The sequence below is a fragment of the Candidatus Borrarchaeum sp. genome (assembly GCF_019058535.1).
Taxonomy (GTDB): domain Archaea; phylum Asgardarchaeota; class Sifarchaeia; order Borrarchaeales; family Borrarchaeaceae; genus Borrarchaeum; species Borrarchaeum weybense.
The window spans coordinates 1-15,425 of sequence record NZ_JAHPYX010000104.1 but is presented as its reverse complement, the minus strand read 5'-3'; the positions used below and the strand labels follow the sequence as shown (position 1 = coordinate 15,425).

General features: G+C 37.9%; 18 protein-coding genes. 10 read left to right on the top strand and 8 right to left on the bottom strand.

Annotated features, from left to right (window positions below; all coding sequences use genetic code 11):
• The 3 genes from QVB70_RS05755 to QVB70_RS05745 all read right to left on the bottom strand — a co-directional run.
• The coding region (locus QVB70_RS05755) for a zinc-ribbon domain-containing protein (protein WP_287584307.1) at positions 1–184 on the bottom strand (184 nt) is incomplete at its 3' end.
• A 326-nt stretch (positions 185–510) separates the two neighbouring features.
• Positions 511–1,035 carry a zinc ribbon domain-containing protein gene (locus tag QVB70_RS05750; RefSeq protein WP_287584305.1) on the bottom strand — a complete coding sequence of 175 codons (525 nt, stop codon included), beginning with the start codon at positions 1,033–1,035 and terminating at the stop codon, positions 511–513.
• Positions 1,036–1,160: 125 nt separating this feature from the next.
• Entirely contained in the window at positions 1,161–1,616 is a 456-nt protein-coding gene (locus QVB70_RS05745; RefSeq protein ID WP_287584303.1) for a zinc ribbon domain-containing protein, read from the bottom strand.
• Positions 1,617–1,869: 253 nt separating this feature from the next.
• Here QVB70_RS05745 and QVB70_RS05740 point away from each other — a divergent pair, with 253 nt between their 5' ends.
• Together QVB70_RS05740 and QVB70_RS05735 are read left to right on the top strand one after the other, a co-directional pair.
• Entirely contained in the window at positions 1,870–2,226 is a 357-nt protein-coding gene (locus QVB70_RS05740; RefSeq protein ID WP_287584301.1) for a hypothetical protein, read from the top strand.
• A gap of 237 nt (positions 2,227–2,463) precedes the next feature.
• Positions 2,464–2,814: a hypothetical protein gene (locus tag QVB70_RS05735; protein ID WP_287584300.1), complete on the top strand. Its 351-nt coding sequence runs from the start codon at positions 2,464–2,466 to the stop codon at positions 2,812–2,814.
• Here QVB70_RS05735 and QVB70_RS05730 read toward each other — a convergent pair.
• On the bottom strand, positions 2,811–3,536 hold the full coding sequence (locus QVB70_RS05730) for a phosphoribosyltransferase (protein ID WP_287584298.1): 726 nt from the start codon (positions 3,534–3,536) through the stop codon (positions 2,811–2,813). The genes QVB70_RS05735 and QVB70_RS05730 overlap by 4 nt on opposite strands.
• 50 nt (positions 3,537–3,586) lie before the next feature.
• Positions 3,587–3,862, bottom strand: a complete 276-nt coding sequence (locus tag QVB70_RS05725; RefSeq protein ID WP_287584294.1) for an acylphosphatase — start codon at positions 3,860–3,862, stop codon at positions 3,587–3,589.
• A 110-nt stretch (positions 3,863–3,972) separates the two neighbouring features.
• On the opposite strand from QVB70_RS05725, the gene QVB70_RS05720 reads away from it, so the two are divergent.
• Positions 3,973–4,965 carry a hypothetical protein gene (locus QVB70_RS05720; RefSeq protein WP_287584292.1) on the top strand — a complete coding sequence of 331 codons (993 nt, stop codon included), beginning with the start codon at positions 3,973–3,975 and terminating at the stop codon, positions 4,963–4,965.
• A gap of 20 nt (positions 4,966–4,985) precedes the next feature.
• Here QVB70_RS05720 and QVB70_RS05715 read toward each other — a convergent pair whose 3' ends face one another.
• Positions 4,986–5,330: a hypothetical protein gene (locus QVB70_RS05715; RefSeq protein ID WP_287584290.1), complete on the bottom strand. Its 345-nt coding sequence runs from the start codon at positions 5,328–5,330 to the stop codon at positions 4,986–4,988.
• 443 nt (positions 5,331–5,773) lie between these two features.
• Between QVB70_RS05715 and QVB70_RS05710 the strand changes: the two genes are divergently transcribed.
• The 5 genes from QVB70_RS05710 to QVB70_RS05690 all read left to right on the top strand — a co-directional run bounded on the left by QVB70_RS05710 (position 5,774) and on the right by QVB70_RS05690 (position 11,562).
• Positions 5,774–6,973: an argininosuccinate synthase gene (locus QVB70_RS05710; RefSeq protein WP_287584289.1), complete on the top strand. Its 1,200-nt coding sequence runs from the start codon at positions 5,774–5,776 to the stop codon at positions 6,971–6,973.
• Positions 6,974–6,997: 24 nt separating this feature from the next.
• The gene (gene argH / locus QVB70_RS05705) at positions 6,998–8,473 is read left to right on the top strand and encodes an argininosuccinate lyase (RefSeq protein ID WP_287584288.1); all 1,476 of its coding nucleotides are present in this window, start codon (positions 6,998–7,000) and stop codon (positions 8,471–8,473) included.
• Between the two features lie 202 nt (positions 8,474–8,675).
• Positions 8,676–9,218: a hypothetical protein gene (locus QVB70_RS05700; protein WP_287584287.1), complete on the top strand. Its 543-nt coding sequence runs from the start codon at positions 8,676–8,678 to the stop codon at positions 9,216–9,218.
• 18 nt (positions 9,219–9,236) lie between these two features.
• Positions 9,237–9,914, top strand: a complete 678-nt coding sequence (locus QVB70_RS05695; RefSeq protein WP_287584285.1) for an ABC transporter ATP-binding protein — start codon at positions 9,237–9,239, stop codon at positions 9,912–9,914.
• 364 nt (positions 9,915–10,278) lie between these two features.
• Entirely contained in the window at positions 10,279–11,562 is a 1,284-nt protein-coding gene (locus QVB70_RS05690) for a hypothetical protein (RefSeq protein WP_287584283.1), read from the top strand.
• Between the two features lie 140 nt (positions 11,563–11,702).
• Here the strand turns inward: QVB70_RS05690 and QVB70_RS05685 are convergent, their stop codons facing one another.
• Positions 11,703–13,034, bottom strand: coding sequence for an aspartate aminotransferase family protein (locus QVB70_RS05685; protein WP_287584281.1), 1,332 nt, complete (start codon positions 13,032–13,034; stop codon positions 11,703–11,705).
• A 158-nt stretch (positions 13,035–13,192) separates the two neighbouring features.
• Here QVB70_RS05685 and QVB70_RS05680 point away from each other — a divergent pair, with 158 nt between their 5' ends.
• Positions 13,193–13,465: a glutaredoxin domain-containing protein gene (locus QVB70_RS05680; RefSeq protein WP_287584278.1), complete on the top strand. Its 273-nt coding sequence runs from the start codon at positions 13,193–13,195 to the stop codon at positions 13,463–13,465.
• 235 nt (positions 13,466–13,700) lie between these two features.
• On the opposite strand, the gene QVB70_RS05675 is transcribed toward QVB70_RS05680, so the two are convergent.
• Positions 13,701–13,919 carry a hypothetical protein gene (locus QVB70_RS05675; RefSeq protein ID WP_287584276.1) on the bottom strand — a complete coding sequence of 73 codons (219 nt, stop codon included), beginning with the start codon at positions 13,917–13,919 and terminating at the stop codon, positions 13,701–13,703.
• Between the two features lie 207 nt (positions 13,920–14,126).
• Here QVB70_RS05675 and QVB70_RS05670 point away from each other — a divergent pair.
• Positions 14,127–15,425 (top strand): hypothetical protein (locus QVB70_RS05670; protein ID WP_287584260.1); only part of this gene is annotated, 1,299 nt, incomplete at its 3' end.

The following is a 15,425-nucleotide window of genomic DNA, read 5'->3' as shown; positions in this document are numbered from 1 at the left end:
GAGTTTGATAGGCCGGTGGGGCTGATGTCGTTTGAGGTGGGGGTGGCGGAGGTGGAGCAGTTGTTGCGGGGGGTGGGGGTATAACTTCTTTTGGCGGGGCAAGCGTAGCGCCACAGGAACTGCAAAAATTGCTATCAGTTGTGTTCATCGCTCCGCATTTAGAACAATAAGTTGTTTCACTCATAGTGAACATACCTCTAGGAATATTTCTGTAATCTTCCTTCATAAATTTTTGAAGGAATTTGGTCTAGTACCACCGTATTGGTACTAATATTGTTACTGACATCGGGGTACATAAAACTTTGCCTACCTTATAAAGCATCTAGTAAAATCCTCCGCAGATCCCCTAAACGAAAGTAAAATTCTTTTCTAGAGCATAAATTCCTGGTAAAACACTTTATTGGGTTGATAAACTAATGAAGTATGATTTTTCATGTTAGAAACAACTAGAAAAAAAAATAAGCTCCGGAAGAATGGAATTCCGGTTCTTGGCATCATAGGCTGATTATACTAGAGATTTGTGCTGGCGCTCCCATACTTGCTGACATAATCTCTCAGATAAAAGAGAACTCCGCGATATTTTGTTAGGTTTTTCTTTGCATCGTTTCTTTTAGAATACATCCATACACCAGCTATTAGGATAATAATGCCAACGAATCCTCCAAGCGCTATAATCCCGATGATGATCAAAGCTAGAGGTAAACCAGTACCTTTAACTGCATTTTTCTCTGCTTCGGCAACTTTTTCCTCCCACAGAGCTAGTAGTTCATTAAATCGTTTTTCCTCCCAACGTTTGTGATATCTAGGAGTTTTATTGACTAAGTAGGGCTCTCCATCGGGTAAAAGTTCCGGTTGTTCGTATGTTGTTTGTATAGGAGGAGTTACAGTTGTTGGCGGTGGCGGAGGTGGAGGTGCTGTTGTTGTAGGTGAAGGCGTAGTTTCTGTTGAAATTGCAAGAGAAGCACCACAAGATGCACAGAATGCACTATCAATCGTGTTTGGAGCTCCACATTGTGGGCAATATATTGTACTCATTGACCTTCCCTCTCCAAATCAATCCAGTATTAGATAACTACTGCTTGCGGGTATATTAAGGACATGGTTTCTCAAGCTAAGCCATAAAAAAAGAGTAGGGGGATGCTGATAGAGATCTTATGCTGCTATAAGCCGAAATAGGTTTTGGTTTTGAAGAGGTACCAAAGCACGATTATACTTATGATGGTGCCTATAGGGAAGCCTATAAGACCGATTAGCGACAAGATCAGAGCAATATACCAGCTCCATTTTTTCAAATTCAAAAGTCCCCAACCTGTGATGAAATAAAAGATGCCAATGATCAAGAAAAGTACAATGAAGCCTCCATTGTCAGTTAAAGCCGCCAATATTAAACCTGAAATTATCTGAAGAATAGCTGCAATTACAGCTAGTACTCCTAGAATTGTAACTCCAGTTGGTCGTTCTACAGGAGAAACGGTTGGCGGGGGTGGCTGATAGGTAGTCTCTGCTGGTGGTGGCGGGGGTGGGGTTGCAGTTGCTAATGACGCGCCACCTGCCGCACAAAATACTGAATCAGGGGTATTTGCGGAGCCGCACTCAGGACAAGTAATTGAACTCAATTTCTCACCTTTCTTGATATAAGTGGTTTCTTAGAGTAAAACGGCTTCCAGATTTTATATAACTTTTCAGGTTTACTAAAAACCCTTGTAAGTTAAGTGTTTTGAAAAATCTAAGTGAGGATCTATTTACACCAACCGTTGATAAAAAGGAGAGTTAGAAGTAGAACAGCATAATACCTTTGAAATTTTTATACAAAGCCTTTTGTAGAATGAATACTATAATATCAAAATTAAAAATGTGCGAGGAAGGAAAATGGCGGACAGACCATTAGGCGTAACAATTCTTTGTATCCTTTCATGGATTGGAGCTATAATACTTATCGGATTAGGCGCCATTGGTGCTATTGCAAGTATTGCGATTAGTTCAGGACTTGGGTTAGTACTGAGTTTAACAATACTCATCATTGGCATATTATTATTCTTTGTAACCTTTGCGCTTTGGCAACTTAAAATGTGGGCATGGTGGCTTGTCATAATTTTAAATGTTATCCAGATTGTGCTAGGCATTGGCTCAGCAGTATCTCAAGGTTCTGCAGGTCCTATTATCGGTATTATTATTCCGGTAATCATCGTGCTATATCTCTGGACTGTCAAAGATCACTTCAGATGAAATCAACTTTTAGCTCTCCTTTTTTTTATAATTTATTTTAAAATATCTGAAAGAGTAGTTTTCATCAGGTATCGTGGTTTACTGGCCATTAACGGACATAATGACTATTTCCTAAGTGATTAAGATGTGTTTAATCACAAGCTAGAAGACAGATTTCATCCTATACTGAAGACTTTTTATAATGGTAGGTAAAAAGTTATAATTATCAGAAAATTTTCAAAAACAGGTGTGAGGAAAATGGCAGATAGACCTCTAGGAGTAACGATCATTTGTATCCTTTCATGGATCGGAGCTATTGCGTTAATTGCACTCGGCGCCATAATGGTTTTAGGCGGACTCTTTATCCCACTTTTAGCAGTTGTCGGAGCGGTGTTTCTTGTCATAGGTATAGTATCATTTCTTGTGACCTTTGCACTGTGGAACCTCAAAATGTGGGCGTGGTGGATCATCGTAATACTGAATATCATTTCAATTGTGTCGGGAATCGGATCAGCGGTTGCTTATGGTGATTTCAGTCCTATCTTTGGAATAATAATTCCAGTAATTATTGTGATTTATCTATGGACTGTTAGAGATCATTTCCGCTAAGGCGTAAACTCCCTCTTTTTTTCTATTTTTGATGAGATATTTTTAGCAGCTTTGGTGAGATATCCCTTAACTTCGTCATCATTAAGATCATACCATTTTTGATATGCATCTGCGACCGCAAAAACCCAAGATTCACGGACATTCAAGCATACAAGTTTATCCACAAGTGGGGCAACACGCTGGACCGTTCCTAAGGGTGCAGTTGGGACTGCGACAATAACCATTGAAGAATACTTTTTTACGAAATTAATTGCTGCGATCATAGTAAAGCCAGAAGCTAAGCCATCATCTACAAGGACAACAGTTTTATCTTTAACGTTCGGAAATTCAACTCCAAATTGTTGTTGTCTTCTTTTGATCTCATTGAGAGTCTCAGCAGCAGAACGTTCAATTTCATCCTTTGTTAATCCTAGCCGTTTAACCAAGGGCTCATTTAGAAAAACAGTACCATCGGGTGCGACACTCCCAAAACCAGCTTCAGGATTCCAAGGAATTTTGATTTTTCGTAAGATAATCAGATTCAAAGGGATTTGAAATGCTTTCGCGATGACAAAACCAACTGGGACACCACCTGCAGGTATTGCTAACAACACAGTATCTTTAGTAGTGAAACTTTCAAGTTTATCTGCAAGCAATTGACCAGCATGTTCTCGATCCTTGAATATGCGAGTTTTATTTCGCAAAGAAGGATCTTCAATTACTTTTGAACTAAACGATGACATAAGGATCATCTTCAGTCATATGAGACGTCCACCTCGTATTTTAATACGATTTAGAACGCTATATCAAAATCATCAAACGTTCCGGTAGGATCCTCCCATTTAACCTCAACGTTCTTTATAATTGCAGTTGGAGGTCCTTCGTGACAAAATTTGATCATTTCGTCCACTTTTTCTCGTGGGCCTTCAAAGATAGCTTCAACTCGTCCATCACGAAGGTTTTTTACCCAGCCTGTTAGTCCAAATCTTTTTGCAACTCGACGAGTAGTTGCCCGAAAGAACACTCCATGAACTCTTCCAGACACCCAAACATGGGCTCTTACCGACATTATAAGCCCTCCAACAATTAATCATAAGCAATCACATAATCTGGAATAAATGTTGTACCAAATTTATTAATAGAAGTCTTATGACTATATAATGAATGGGTGGATTTTTCATGGTTATAAGAGTTATACAATATGGAATGGGATCGATTGGGACAGAAATAGTTAAACTTCTTTTGAAAAGAGGCAAAGAGAAGCGACTTACAGGCGCAGTTGATACTGATGAAGATATTGCAGGCAAGGACGTTGGTGAGGTATTAGGAATCAATAAATTAGGCGTAATCGTGTCTAAAGATCCTATTGGAGCGATATGTGAAGGCAATGCGGATATTGTTTTACATTCTACAACATCTCGTTTAGTAGATATTAAACCACAAATACTTCGATGTGTTCGGGAAAAAATGAATGTAATATCAACTTGTGAAGAGTTAGCGTATCCGATTGGTTTTAATGCGCGAATCACTGACGAAATTGATGCCGAAGCTAAACGATTTGGAGTCACTGTACTTGGAACGGGTGTAAACCCGGGCTTCGTGATGGACGTGTTACCTGTTTTCCTTACTACAGTATGTAAGAATGTCAATCGAGTTGAAGTAACAAGAATAGTGAACGCATCTCTTCGCCGCGAACCACTTCAAAGAAAGATAGGTACTGGGCTTACGGTAGGTGAATTTCAGCAGAAAGTCGAGGAAAAGAAATTAGGACATGTAGGGCTTCTTGAATCTTTGGTAATGATAGCAAATACACTTGGCTGGGACCTAGTTATAGATGAGAAAATTGAACCCGTAATCGCCAAAGAACTATTAAAAACAGAATATTTCGAAGTCGAGCCAGGCGAAGTCGCCGGAATTTTTCAGACCGCAATAGGATCTAAAAATGGAGAAAACTTAATAAAATTAGTGCTCAGAATGGAAATTGATGCAAAAGAACAATATGATAGAACACAGATTTTTGGGGAACCAGACATTGACATTAAGATTCAGAATGGGTTATTTGGAGACGATGCGACAGTTGCAATAGTTGTGAATTTGATCGAGGCTGTGATGGATGCCCCTCCAGGTTTTCTTACTATGAAGGATGTACCATTCTTGCCACATCTTACCTGATTTAAAAGAAATTTAACACGCTATACTAGATCGGAAAGTTCATCCTTTAATTCTTTTAATTTTACGAGGTCTTGTATTGTAATTACTCCTTTATTGTCCTCGATTATAGCTTCTGCTTTCAGGTATTTTATCGCTCTGTATTTGTCTCCTCCGCGTCCCCTGACTAAATCTTTTTTCTTGATCTTATCCTCTTTACTTTCTAAAATTGCGAGTGTAACACGCAACACTTCTCTTATAAGTCTTTTGAATACTCCTGAAACCGCCATAATTTCTAATTCTTTCGCTTCAGATTTAGCCAAGATTTTTTCGGTTGTATGACCAGAATATTCAAATATAATCTTTACATTTTTTTCATCACGCGACATAGCCTTTTACCGCCTAATTAAGTTGATCGCCCCGCTCCAGAAATCAATTAACGGTCAGCAGAAATGCTATAGTTTAGTATTAGATAAACATTCGAACTGAAGACTTTATGTTTTGATAACCTTTTTTGAAACTTACTTTTATGCTTTGTTGCGCGCGTTTTTGATAGGTGAATATTTATAAATGGCATAGCATCATCATTGCTAAAAAGCGATAGATAGATTATAAATACTGCAGAGATGACGGGTATGAGGTACCCAGGAGATCGCACTCGAACTAGATAACTTCGGCACTTTTTTTTACATATTTTCTTCCATTTCAGAGGACGTAATATATTTTTTCTCTGAGATAAAAATTCTATCGCGTATTGAACTTGTTTTATTCATGTTCATGGAAGATTTAAAGTTTTACAGAAATGATATTACAACTAAAGGAGGTTTGAATCTTGAAAGATGTTGAAAAAGTAGTTTTAGCTTATAGCGGAGGGCTTGATACCTCTGTTTGTGTGAAATGGCTACAAGAAAAATATACGGCAAATGTAGTAACGGTCATTATTGATGTAGGGCAGCCAAAGGATTTCAAAGCGGCTGAGTCTCGCGCGTATGATTTAGGAGTAGAGAAACACTATCAAATTAATGGAAAACAGGAATTCTTTGATAATTATATCACACCTGCCATTAGAGCAAATGCACTCTACCAAGGGAAATATCCGTTAGATGCAGCGCTTTCTCGTCCGCTTATATCAACAAAACTCGTGGAAATTGCAAAAAAAGAAGATGCTGACGCGGTCGCGCATGGATGTACCGGAAAAGGTAATGATCAAGTTCGTATAGACATCTGTACAACAGCGTTGAATCCTAAACTCAAAATAATAGCGCCCGTACGCGAATGGGATCTTGATCGCCCAGCCGAAATCGAATACGCTAAGAAACACGGGATTCCAACGGACGCCCACAGTGTTTACTCTATTGATGAAAACATGTTTGGACGCTCTATAGAGTGTGGAATTCTTGAATATCCAGAGGAGGAGCCTCCAGAGGATATCTTTAAACTGACTACTGATCCAACCAAAGCCCCAGATGAACCAGAATATGTAACCATAGGTTTTGAAAAAGGTGCACCCGTTTCCCTTAACGATCAGAAAATGAATGGCGTTGAATTAATTGCAAAATTAAATGAAATAGGCGGCCAACATGGTGTTGGACGTATTGATCACATTGAAGACAGGCTTGTGGGTATCAAATCAAGAGAAATCTATGAATGTCCTGCTGCAATGATCCTATTAGAAGCACATGCTGATTTAGAAAAAATGGTACTCACTCGTCACGAGAATTACTTTAAACCTATAATAGATCAAAAATGGACTGAACTTGCATACACTGGTCTGTGGATGGATCCACTAAAAGATGACCTAGAGGCTTTTATAAACAATACACAGACCCTTGTAAATGGTGCAGTAAAAGTAAAACTCTATAAAGGAAATCAAATAGTCGTTGGAAGGACGTCACCGAATTCGCTCTATGACTATGACCTTGCTACATATGAAGAACTGTCTACTTTTGACCAAAAGAAGGCCGTTAATTTCATCCAACTATGGGGACTTCCAACCGTAGTCGCAAGAAATAATAATGCGAAAGAACATTAGGCATTCAAACTATTAGGTGTTCACATGGACGATTCTTCAGTAGATCTTCTACGACATAAGCGGCTAGGGAAACAACCAAAGGATATCGCTGATTTTTCTTCATCTATCGACAGCGACAGAAGACTGGTCAATGCTGTGATTGACATCAACAAAGCACACTGCATAATGCTAGTTGAATGTAACATTATTGACGATATGACATCAAAACAAATCTTGAAGGCTTTAAATGCGCTAGATCCAGAGATGGAACTAGATCCAATGCTGGAAGATGCCCATATGAACGTTGAAGCTAGAGTTATAGAGAAAATAGGAGAAGATATCGGAGGAAGAATTCATACAGCGAAATCTCGTAATGATCAGCAAAATACTGCTCTCCGAATAGTTACTCGAGAGGATATACTTCTTGTAGCAAAAAATCTTGTTGCCCTTATTAAGACTCTTCTCAATTTTGCAAAAGTGCACGTTGATACCCTAATGCCAGGCTATACACATCTTCAACACGCGCAGCCAATAACGCTAGCGCATCATTTTCTCTCCCATGTTAACGCATTGTTTAGGAACGTAGATCGGCTTATAGATGCCTTTCCTAGGGTGAATGTGTGCCCAATGGGCGCTGCGGCCTTAGCCACAACTACTTTCCCCATCTCACGCGAAAGAATTTCTGAGTTACTTGGCTTTAACAAGTTAATGGACAACTCAATTGACGCAGTAGCATCACGAGATTTTTTACTTGAGGTACTCTCAATTTATTCAATGGTAATGCTATATCTCAGCCAAATCTCAGAAGAACTGATTCTTTGGAGTACTTCTGAATTTAGTTATTTAGAATTGCCTGACATGTTTACATCAACAAGCAGCATTATGCCCCAGAAAAAAAATGCTTCCGTTCCAGAATTAATAAGAGCAAAAGCAGCAACCGTCTTCGGAGATCTAATGACAAGTCTTTCAATGATAAAAGCGCTTCCCTTAAGTTATAATTTAGATCTGCAAGAGTTAACAAAATATCTATGGCATGGATTCGAAATTACTTATTCTTCTGTTAATATGCTGACTGAATGCATCGAAGGCATGAGCGTTAATAAAAATAGAATGAAGGAAATGTGTGTAAACAGTTTTATAACTGCAACTGATCTCGCCGATTTCTTAGTTTCTCACACTCAACTTCCTTTTAGAACCACACATAGATTAGTAAGCAATATCGTACTTGCGCTTCTTGAAATGGGGCGAAAAAAACTAACCGATTTAGACAAAAACCTATTTGACAAAATATGTCTTGAAACTATCAACAACAAACTTGATATTGATTTTAATAAACTCATTCAAGCTATAGATCCAATGGAGAGTGTCAAATCCAGAAAGATAATAAGCGGTCCCTCTCCTGATACTGTACGCTCTGCTATTATGAACAAGGAAAAGGAATTGGAAAAATTAATGAATAAAATTTCATCTTTGATAGCTTTCTTAGAACAGGTAAAAGAAAAATTAGCGACTTTTTCTTAAAAATAGTTTGCATGCGATTTAAGATTCATCTTTTTATGAAAATCAGATCTGTCAGCCTCTTGAATTACTAATGCTCTTCTGTTGAAAGGATGCTCACCGCAGCTTATATTAGGCACGGTGCAAAACTAATCATAAGAAGATATACAATTCTCTAATTGCATTTGAAACAGTTTACAACAAGATCTTTGAGGAGGAACAACAATTGGTCAATATATTCTGGCAAGGCATGAAACTAGCGACTAGATCCAAAATCCGCTTCATATCATTTGTTGTTGTTTATTCTGCCTTAGCATGGTTAATAGCCATAAACCTAAATGCTGTAAGTGGCACAGGATTTAGCCTAGGCGGGCAATTAACTGAAGCACAAATTAGGCTGACAAGCACATTGATAGGTAGTGCTATCGTCTCTACTCTATATGGATTCCTCATTTCAACTTTTAGAAAAAGAGATATTGCGGTTTTGAAAGCTATTGGATGGGGAAATAACAATGTAAGAATGCTTATAATAAGCGAAATTCTATTGGTGGCTTTAGTGGGTTATATCTTACTAGTAGAAATGGATATTCATCTTTTAGGCATTAACGAATACATTTCATTCTTAGTGAACGTTAGCACTTTAATATTAACCAGAAGTACACTTATTCTCACATTCGTGATCATTGTAATCTTTCAAATACCTGGTGTACTAATAGCTTATTGGCGTGTACTGAATATTAGGCCAATGGAAGCTTTTAGAGCCTTATAGATTAAGGAGTTGATTATAGTGTCAGTTCCAGTGGTTTTGGTAGAGAAAGTAAGTAAGGAATACAAAAGAGGTAAAGAAATAGTCGTTGCACTCAAAGATATCAATATGGAAGTCCGAGAAAGAGATTTCCTTTTAATCGTTGGTCCATCTGGTTGTGGAAAAACTACACTGATGAATGTTATGGCAGGACTTGATCAACCAAGTACAGGTCGAGTCATATTCGATGGGATGGACACAGACAAAATTGATGAGAAGGAATTTCCGAAGCTGAGACGGGAAAAAATTGGGTTTGTCTTCCAAGAGTTCAATTTAGTCAAAGATATGACTGTTTTTGAAAATATAACATGCCCATTATGGCCTTCAAAGTTTAAAAACAAGGAAATCGAGGAAAAAGCTTATGAGGTTTTACGTGCAGTAGACCTGATTGACAGAAAGGATCATAAACCAAATCAGCTCAGTGGTGGAGAACAGCAAAGAGCAGCTATTGCACGTGCATTAATTAATTCACCGAGGGTGATCTTCGCAGATGAGCCGACAGGCAATCTCGATACCCAAGCTGGTGAAGAGTTCTTTGAACTGCTAGTAAAACTTAACAAAGAACAAAACAGTACAATCGTCGTTGTATCCCACAATGAAACTTGGAAAAAGTATGCAAGCCGAATTGTTAAAATGAGAGATGGAAAAATTAGTGGATAATCTATCGATTCAAATAACTTCTTTTTTTTAATGAAATTAAGTCGTATAGCTGGAATTCGAACAAAGATGGCTTCGAATGATTTCACTTCACTTTTAATGCAATTATGCATGCAATTAATATTGAATTTCATCGCATATATCTCATTAACAATTGCCCTTGTCGTTCCATTCGTTAAAAAAAATAATAATCTTCACAAAAAATAAATGGCAGTTATTTTGAACGACAAAGTCCCGTCAGACTTTTATCTTAGAAACACTATGTTATATGTTGACATAAGGATGTTAAAAATCAACTACCCCCATGAAGTTGGAGGGTCTCCGTGCGAGGTAAATTATGAAATTACAGATATTTGGAGGATTTTATATGGGTAATTTAAGAGAGAAATTAAAAATCTCCCAGCAGAATTTTGAAGCAGTTCAAAAATTCCTTCTAGATGAGAATAATCCTTTGATAAATGACCTTTTCCAAGTTATAGAGAAGTATGGTGGAGTGGAAGAAATAAACAAAAAAGCAGCCGAAGCTCGAAAACTAGACAATATCTTACAAAAACTGGAAACGAAAAAACCAGAATATGTCAATGATTTAAACTGGTTAATGGAACGACGGGATACTAACGCGTTCATAAGTTATGAAGATTACAAACGTAAAGTGTTAGGAGATGATTATGACATGATCACTGCTGATAAAACTTTTGCAGTAACTTTAGAACTCTCAGCATGTCAATATTTCCCCTTTCTAATTCAGGGCTCAAAAGAGATGATAGAAAAACAAGAACTAATGCCAGGACGTTTTATCAGAGTAAGAAAAATGAAGGAGCAAGAGGAAGATGGAGATCTTTTAGCTATGACAGCCGCTGTAGATATTATGGGATGCTCTATCGTAGAAACCTTAGACACAAAAGGTACAGCTCCAGGACCTGATGGTCTTCCAGTGAATGTTCATTTAGGTGGACCTGAAACAATAACGGGTTATTTTGGAGGAGTCGGACAACCAAACGATTTTGCGTTAAAGTGGGTTGATGAATTCCTCTACTACTATACGAATTATGGTATAAAACAAGTATTAAACATTAATCCAGGGACTGTACTATTAGGCTACCTCCTTCACAAACTTGGTATTAATAATGAATTCAAAATCTCTGTTTATATGGGAAACGACAATCCTTACTCTGTGATATGGACTCTAATGACTGCTAAACTATTTGCTCGAGAGGATGGCACTTCGCCATTGATTGGTTTTAACTTATCTAACGCGGTTGATAATACGACTATAGAGTTAAGTGCATATATAAGAAAAGAATTTGGTTTTGAAGATGTCGTCAGATTAGAACATCATATCATTGAAACTTGGAAATCTATAGTTAGACAGCCTTATGATAGAACCACAGAATTAGTAGAATTAGCTAAAAAAGTAAAAAATATCAGTGCTAAACATGAAGGAGGGCCTATTGAAATAGAGAAAACAAGAGACTATCCTTCTGATATCCTTGATTACTTTAAAACCAAAGAACAGATAACCGAAGAAGGTATTTGGGATTATCTTATGCAAAACTATCTTGACCGACATACCGCTGTAAATAATACTGCTAAAGCACTCATTAAAAGTGGAACCGAAGTTATTGCCGCCAGAAACCTTCATTATCGTTAAAAAATTACGTAGTAGAAGAAACTGTAGATTTTCCGATTGATTGATATTCATGTCATGCTGGCGAAAACTTTGGTCGTTATAACAGCGTGTACGAAACGCCTGATTTCGCCAAATATTTTTCTCCTTGCGTAACCACGCATCTATTCCATTTCAGATCCAATGACACTCGCAGCCTCAATCAACTGGTTAATTTCTGATTCTTTATGTGCCGTGGAAACAGCACCGCCGCCATGCATCACAAAGAATCCTTTATTTAGTAATCTTAGCTTAAGTTCATGATCCCTTTTCTTGGTATCAGTAAGCGTCTCTATATCTTTTGGACTTTTTAGAGTTACTGCCTCTTGAAATGGGAAGTGAACCTGAAAAAATGACCCCACTCCTGTGCATTTTACATTCTGCTCAAGTAACGCCTTTTCAAGGCCTTGTCTAGCCTTTAAACCCATCGCATTGATTTTTGGATAAATCTTGGTTTCATCTCTTTGTAATAGGGATAACGTGGCAATGCCTGTCCGCATAGTCAATGGATTTATCGAGAAGGTTCCGCCTCCCATCAGTACAGACTCCCACTTTTCTCGTTCTTTTAGTGGATTTGCCAGATCTAGAATATCTTCTCTACCAACAACGGCCCCAATGGGCATGCCGCCACCGAGTATTTTTCCTAGCGTTGCCAAATCAGGTATAATACCGTAAAATTCTTGTGCACCGCCTAAAGCCAGCCGAAAACCAGTAATCACCTCATCGAAAATCAAAATTCCACCAAATTCTTCTGTTAACTCCCTTAAAACTTTCAGATATTCTTTTTCAGCAGGAATAGCACCTCCAGCTCCAACAACTGGCTCAATAATTACTGCTGCAAGATCTTCTTTGTTTTCTCTAAGAATTTGTGAGGCGAACTCAATATCATTGAAAGGTAAAGATTTTGTGTACTTTGTTGCTTCTGGAAGTAGGCCTGCCGATTCTGGCAGATTATATGGGGAATGGATGGCTACTGAAAGGTCCGTATTTCCACCATGCCAGCCTCCATCTACTTTCATAATTGTTTTTCTGTTAGTAAACGCTCGTGCCAACCTCACCGCATACATTGTCGCTTCAGTTCCCGATACACCAAATCGAACCAGTTCGGCGCATGGAACAATATTATGAACCAGTTCTGCTAACTCCACCTGTAGATCATTAACAATCCCCCAATGTGTCCCATATTCAAGTTGCTCTTTTAGAGCATTGATAATAGGTTGAGGAGCGTGCCCTAAGATCATAGCATAGTGACCCATCCAAAAATCAACGAGTTCATTGCCATCAACATCAAAAATCTTGGATCCCTTTGCACCTTTCTGTCCATCGATATAGAGGGGATATGGTGGAAAATATCTTATATTGTGGCATACGCCTCCTGGCATTACCTTCTTTGCTCTTTCGAATAACTCTCTTGATCTTGATGTTTTTTTAATATATTCATCAGAAAACTCAGTCATTGCGATACACTCTCTATATATTAGCAGTCTTACGCTTTATGTTCACATTTTACATAAATTTTCAGGTCTAAATGGAAAATTACTTATCATAATATCCAAGTTTAAATATGGTTTATCACAATATCCAAATTTTAACAAGTCTAACGAGCTGAGATAATATGACCAAAATAGAAATCTTTGAAGAAAATGTGTGTCCAAACTGTAAAAAACTAAAAGCATTTTTAGAAGAAAAAGGCCTATCCTATAACCCATTAAACATTCAAGAGAATCCAGACCATAAAGTTGAAGCTTTGATGAAAGACATCTTTGCACTCCCGGCGTTACGCATCGGAGATGATATTCTGCGCGCAAAGGATATGATTTCTGATACAGGTGAGCTTCTCGGGGATGCTGTTTTGAAGTTTGTTAACGAGCGCACCGGTAAAGACTAATAACTTCCTTGATTTTTTACTTCTATTTTTGCAAATTTATTTTAATGTGAAGGGATTGGACGGTAACAGTTATAATTCCCGATGAGAGCAGAATATTATGGCACAGCGTTGAAAGGGATGTTATATAGCGCCGTAACTGTATAAAGAGTAATTTAAAAGAATTAAGGTAATAACGAGTTGTGATTGCCTTTAAAACCAGCTTTGATTGCATATTTTCCTTTTAAACAAATATTCCTTACTCAAGGAAATACAGTGTTACCCTTGGCGATTGTTGGATAAATTTGAGAGGTCTTTGTTCTTGAATAAACTGAATCAATTCGACCAGTGGCTTTAGAGAGCGATGACTTATTCCTGTTTTCTCAACGATCTCTTTAGTGCGAATAAACGGATTTGATCCATTTTCATCAAGCGTGTCAAAAAGTGTTTTTACGATCTCAAGCAATGACCGTTTCATATTCCATTCCCTGAATAACTATATAGACTATACTGTTTAAAAACATTACCCAAATACCATGTATATAATATAAAGGAACGTTTGAAATTTTATCGCTTTTATAAACATCAAAAACTATATAAACCAGAAATTACATATATAATATTGTATAATAATTTTCTGATAACGCCAAAAAAAGACTGTAGGGGAAGTTAAGGAAGAAACACAATGATCCAAACTGTTAAATTTCGTATCTATCCCGACAAAAAACAGGAATACGCCCTAAATGAAATCTTCACTATCTATAACCGAGTGAAAAGGATTGGGTATAACCTGCTGTTTCATGGCGAGGACCACATAACGGAACGATTTGGTGAAGTAAAAACTATCCAGCGGTGTTTGATGAGTCTATGTCATAATAACGCCTATGTTAACACCATCTTGATTGATAACAAGGCGAAACTGGATGCACAACACACATGGCTGGAAAAACGACGGAACTACATGACCAAACAGCTAAAAACCATTAACAAGAAAATCAACAAAATAAAGGAGTACAATACACACGACAGACGGCTAAATGGCTTATACGCTCGCAGATCTTCCATAATGGCTAAATTGCACAATTTACAGCTTACACCCGTAGTGTTTGGCACTAAGAAATTATTTAGAGACCGAATTCTTGGCAACATAAGTAGAGAAGAGTTCAAGATACGACGGGATTCTTCCTTCAGGTGTATCGGAAAGAAACAATACAGATTGAAAAACGTGAACATCAAGGTTTTACCCGATAAAACCGTCAAGATACGAACTGTTTCCAAGCAAAAGGGACGCAAATGGCTGACCATCCCTATATCTGTCAATCATGTGCAGGAGAAATGCTTTCATGAAATTCTTAAAGCTGACAAATATACAGTAACCGTAAAAAGACAGCTCTTTAAAGGGGAAGTACGTTACTTTGCTCATGTGTCCTATGACCTCCCAGAACCCACACCAATTTACGGCTACGAACATGGTGCCATCGGATTAGATTTCAACTACAATTTTGTGGCGTTAACCAATGTGGATAACAACGGCAATTTACTCTCCTATCATAGCATCTCGTTTGGAAACCTTCACAGCTATCGGACAGACAAACGTAAAGATTATATCTCCTACAAGATGGATAAGATCGTCAATTATTGCATCAATAAAGGCAAAGGCATCGTGGTCGAGGACTTACAATTCGACCAAGAATTTTCCTATAATACAACACGCAACCGAAAAGTAAGCAATTTGAAGACCACCGCCTTACAATTATTAGAGAGAAAGTGCAAAAAGCGCGGTGTGTCCTTCCGAAAAGTCTTTGCCGGATATACCTCCCTCATCGGGAAATACAAGTATTCACGATTACATAATTTGTCAACACATCATTTAGCAAGTTATGTAATAGCTCGAAGAGGCTTGGGTTTCAAGGAAGCATTTCCAGCCATTTACGATTGGGTGCTCTCACACGTCGGGGAGTTCATCGAGCCCCGTGTGAAACAG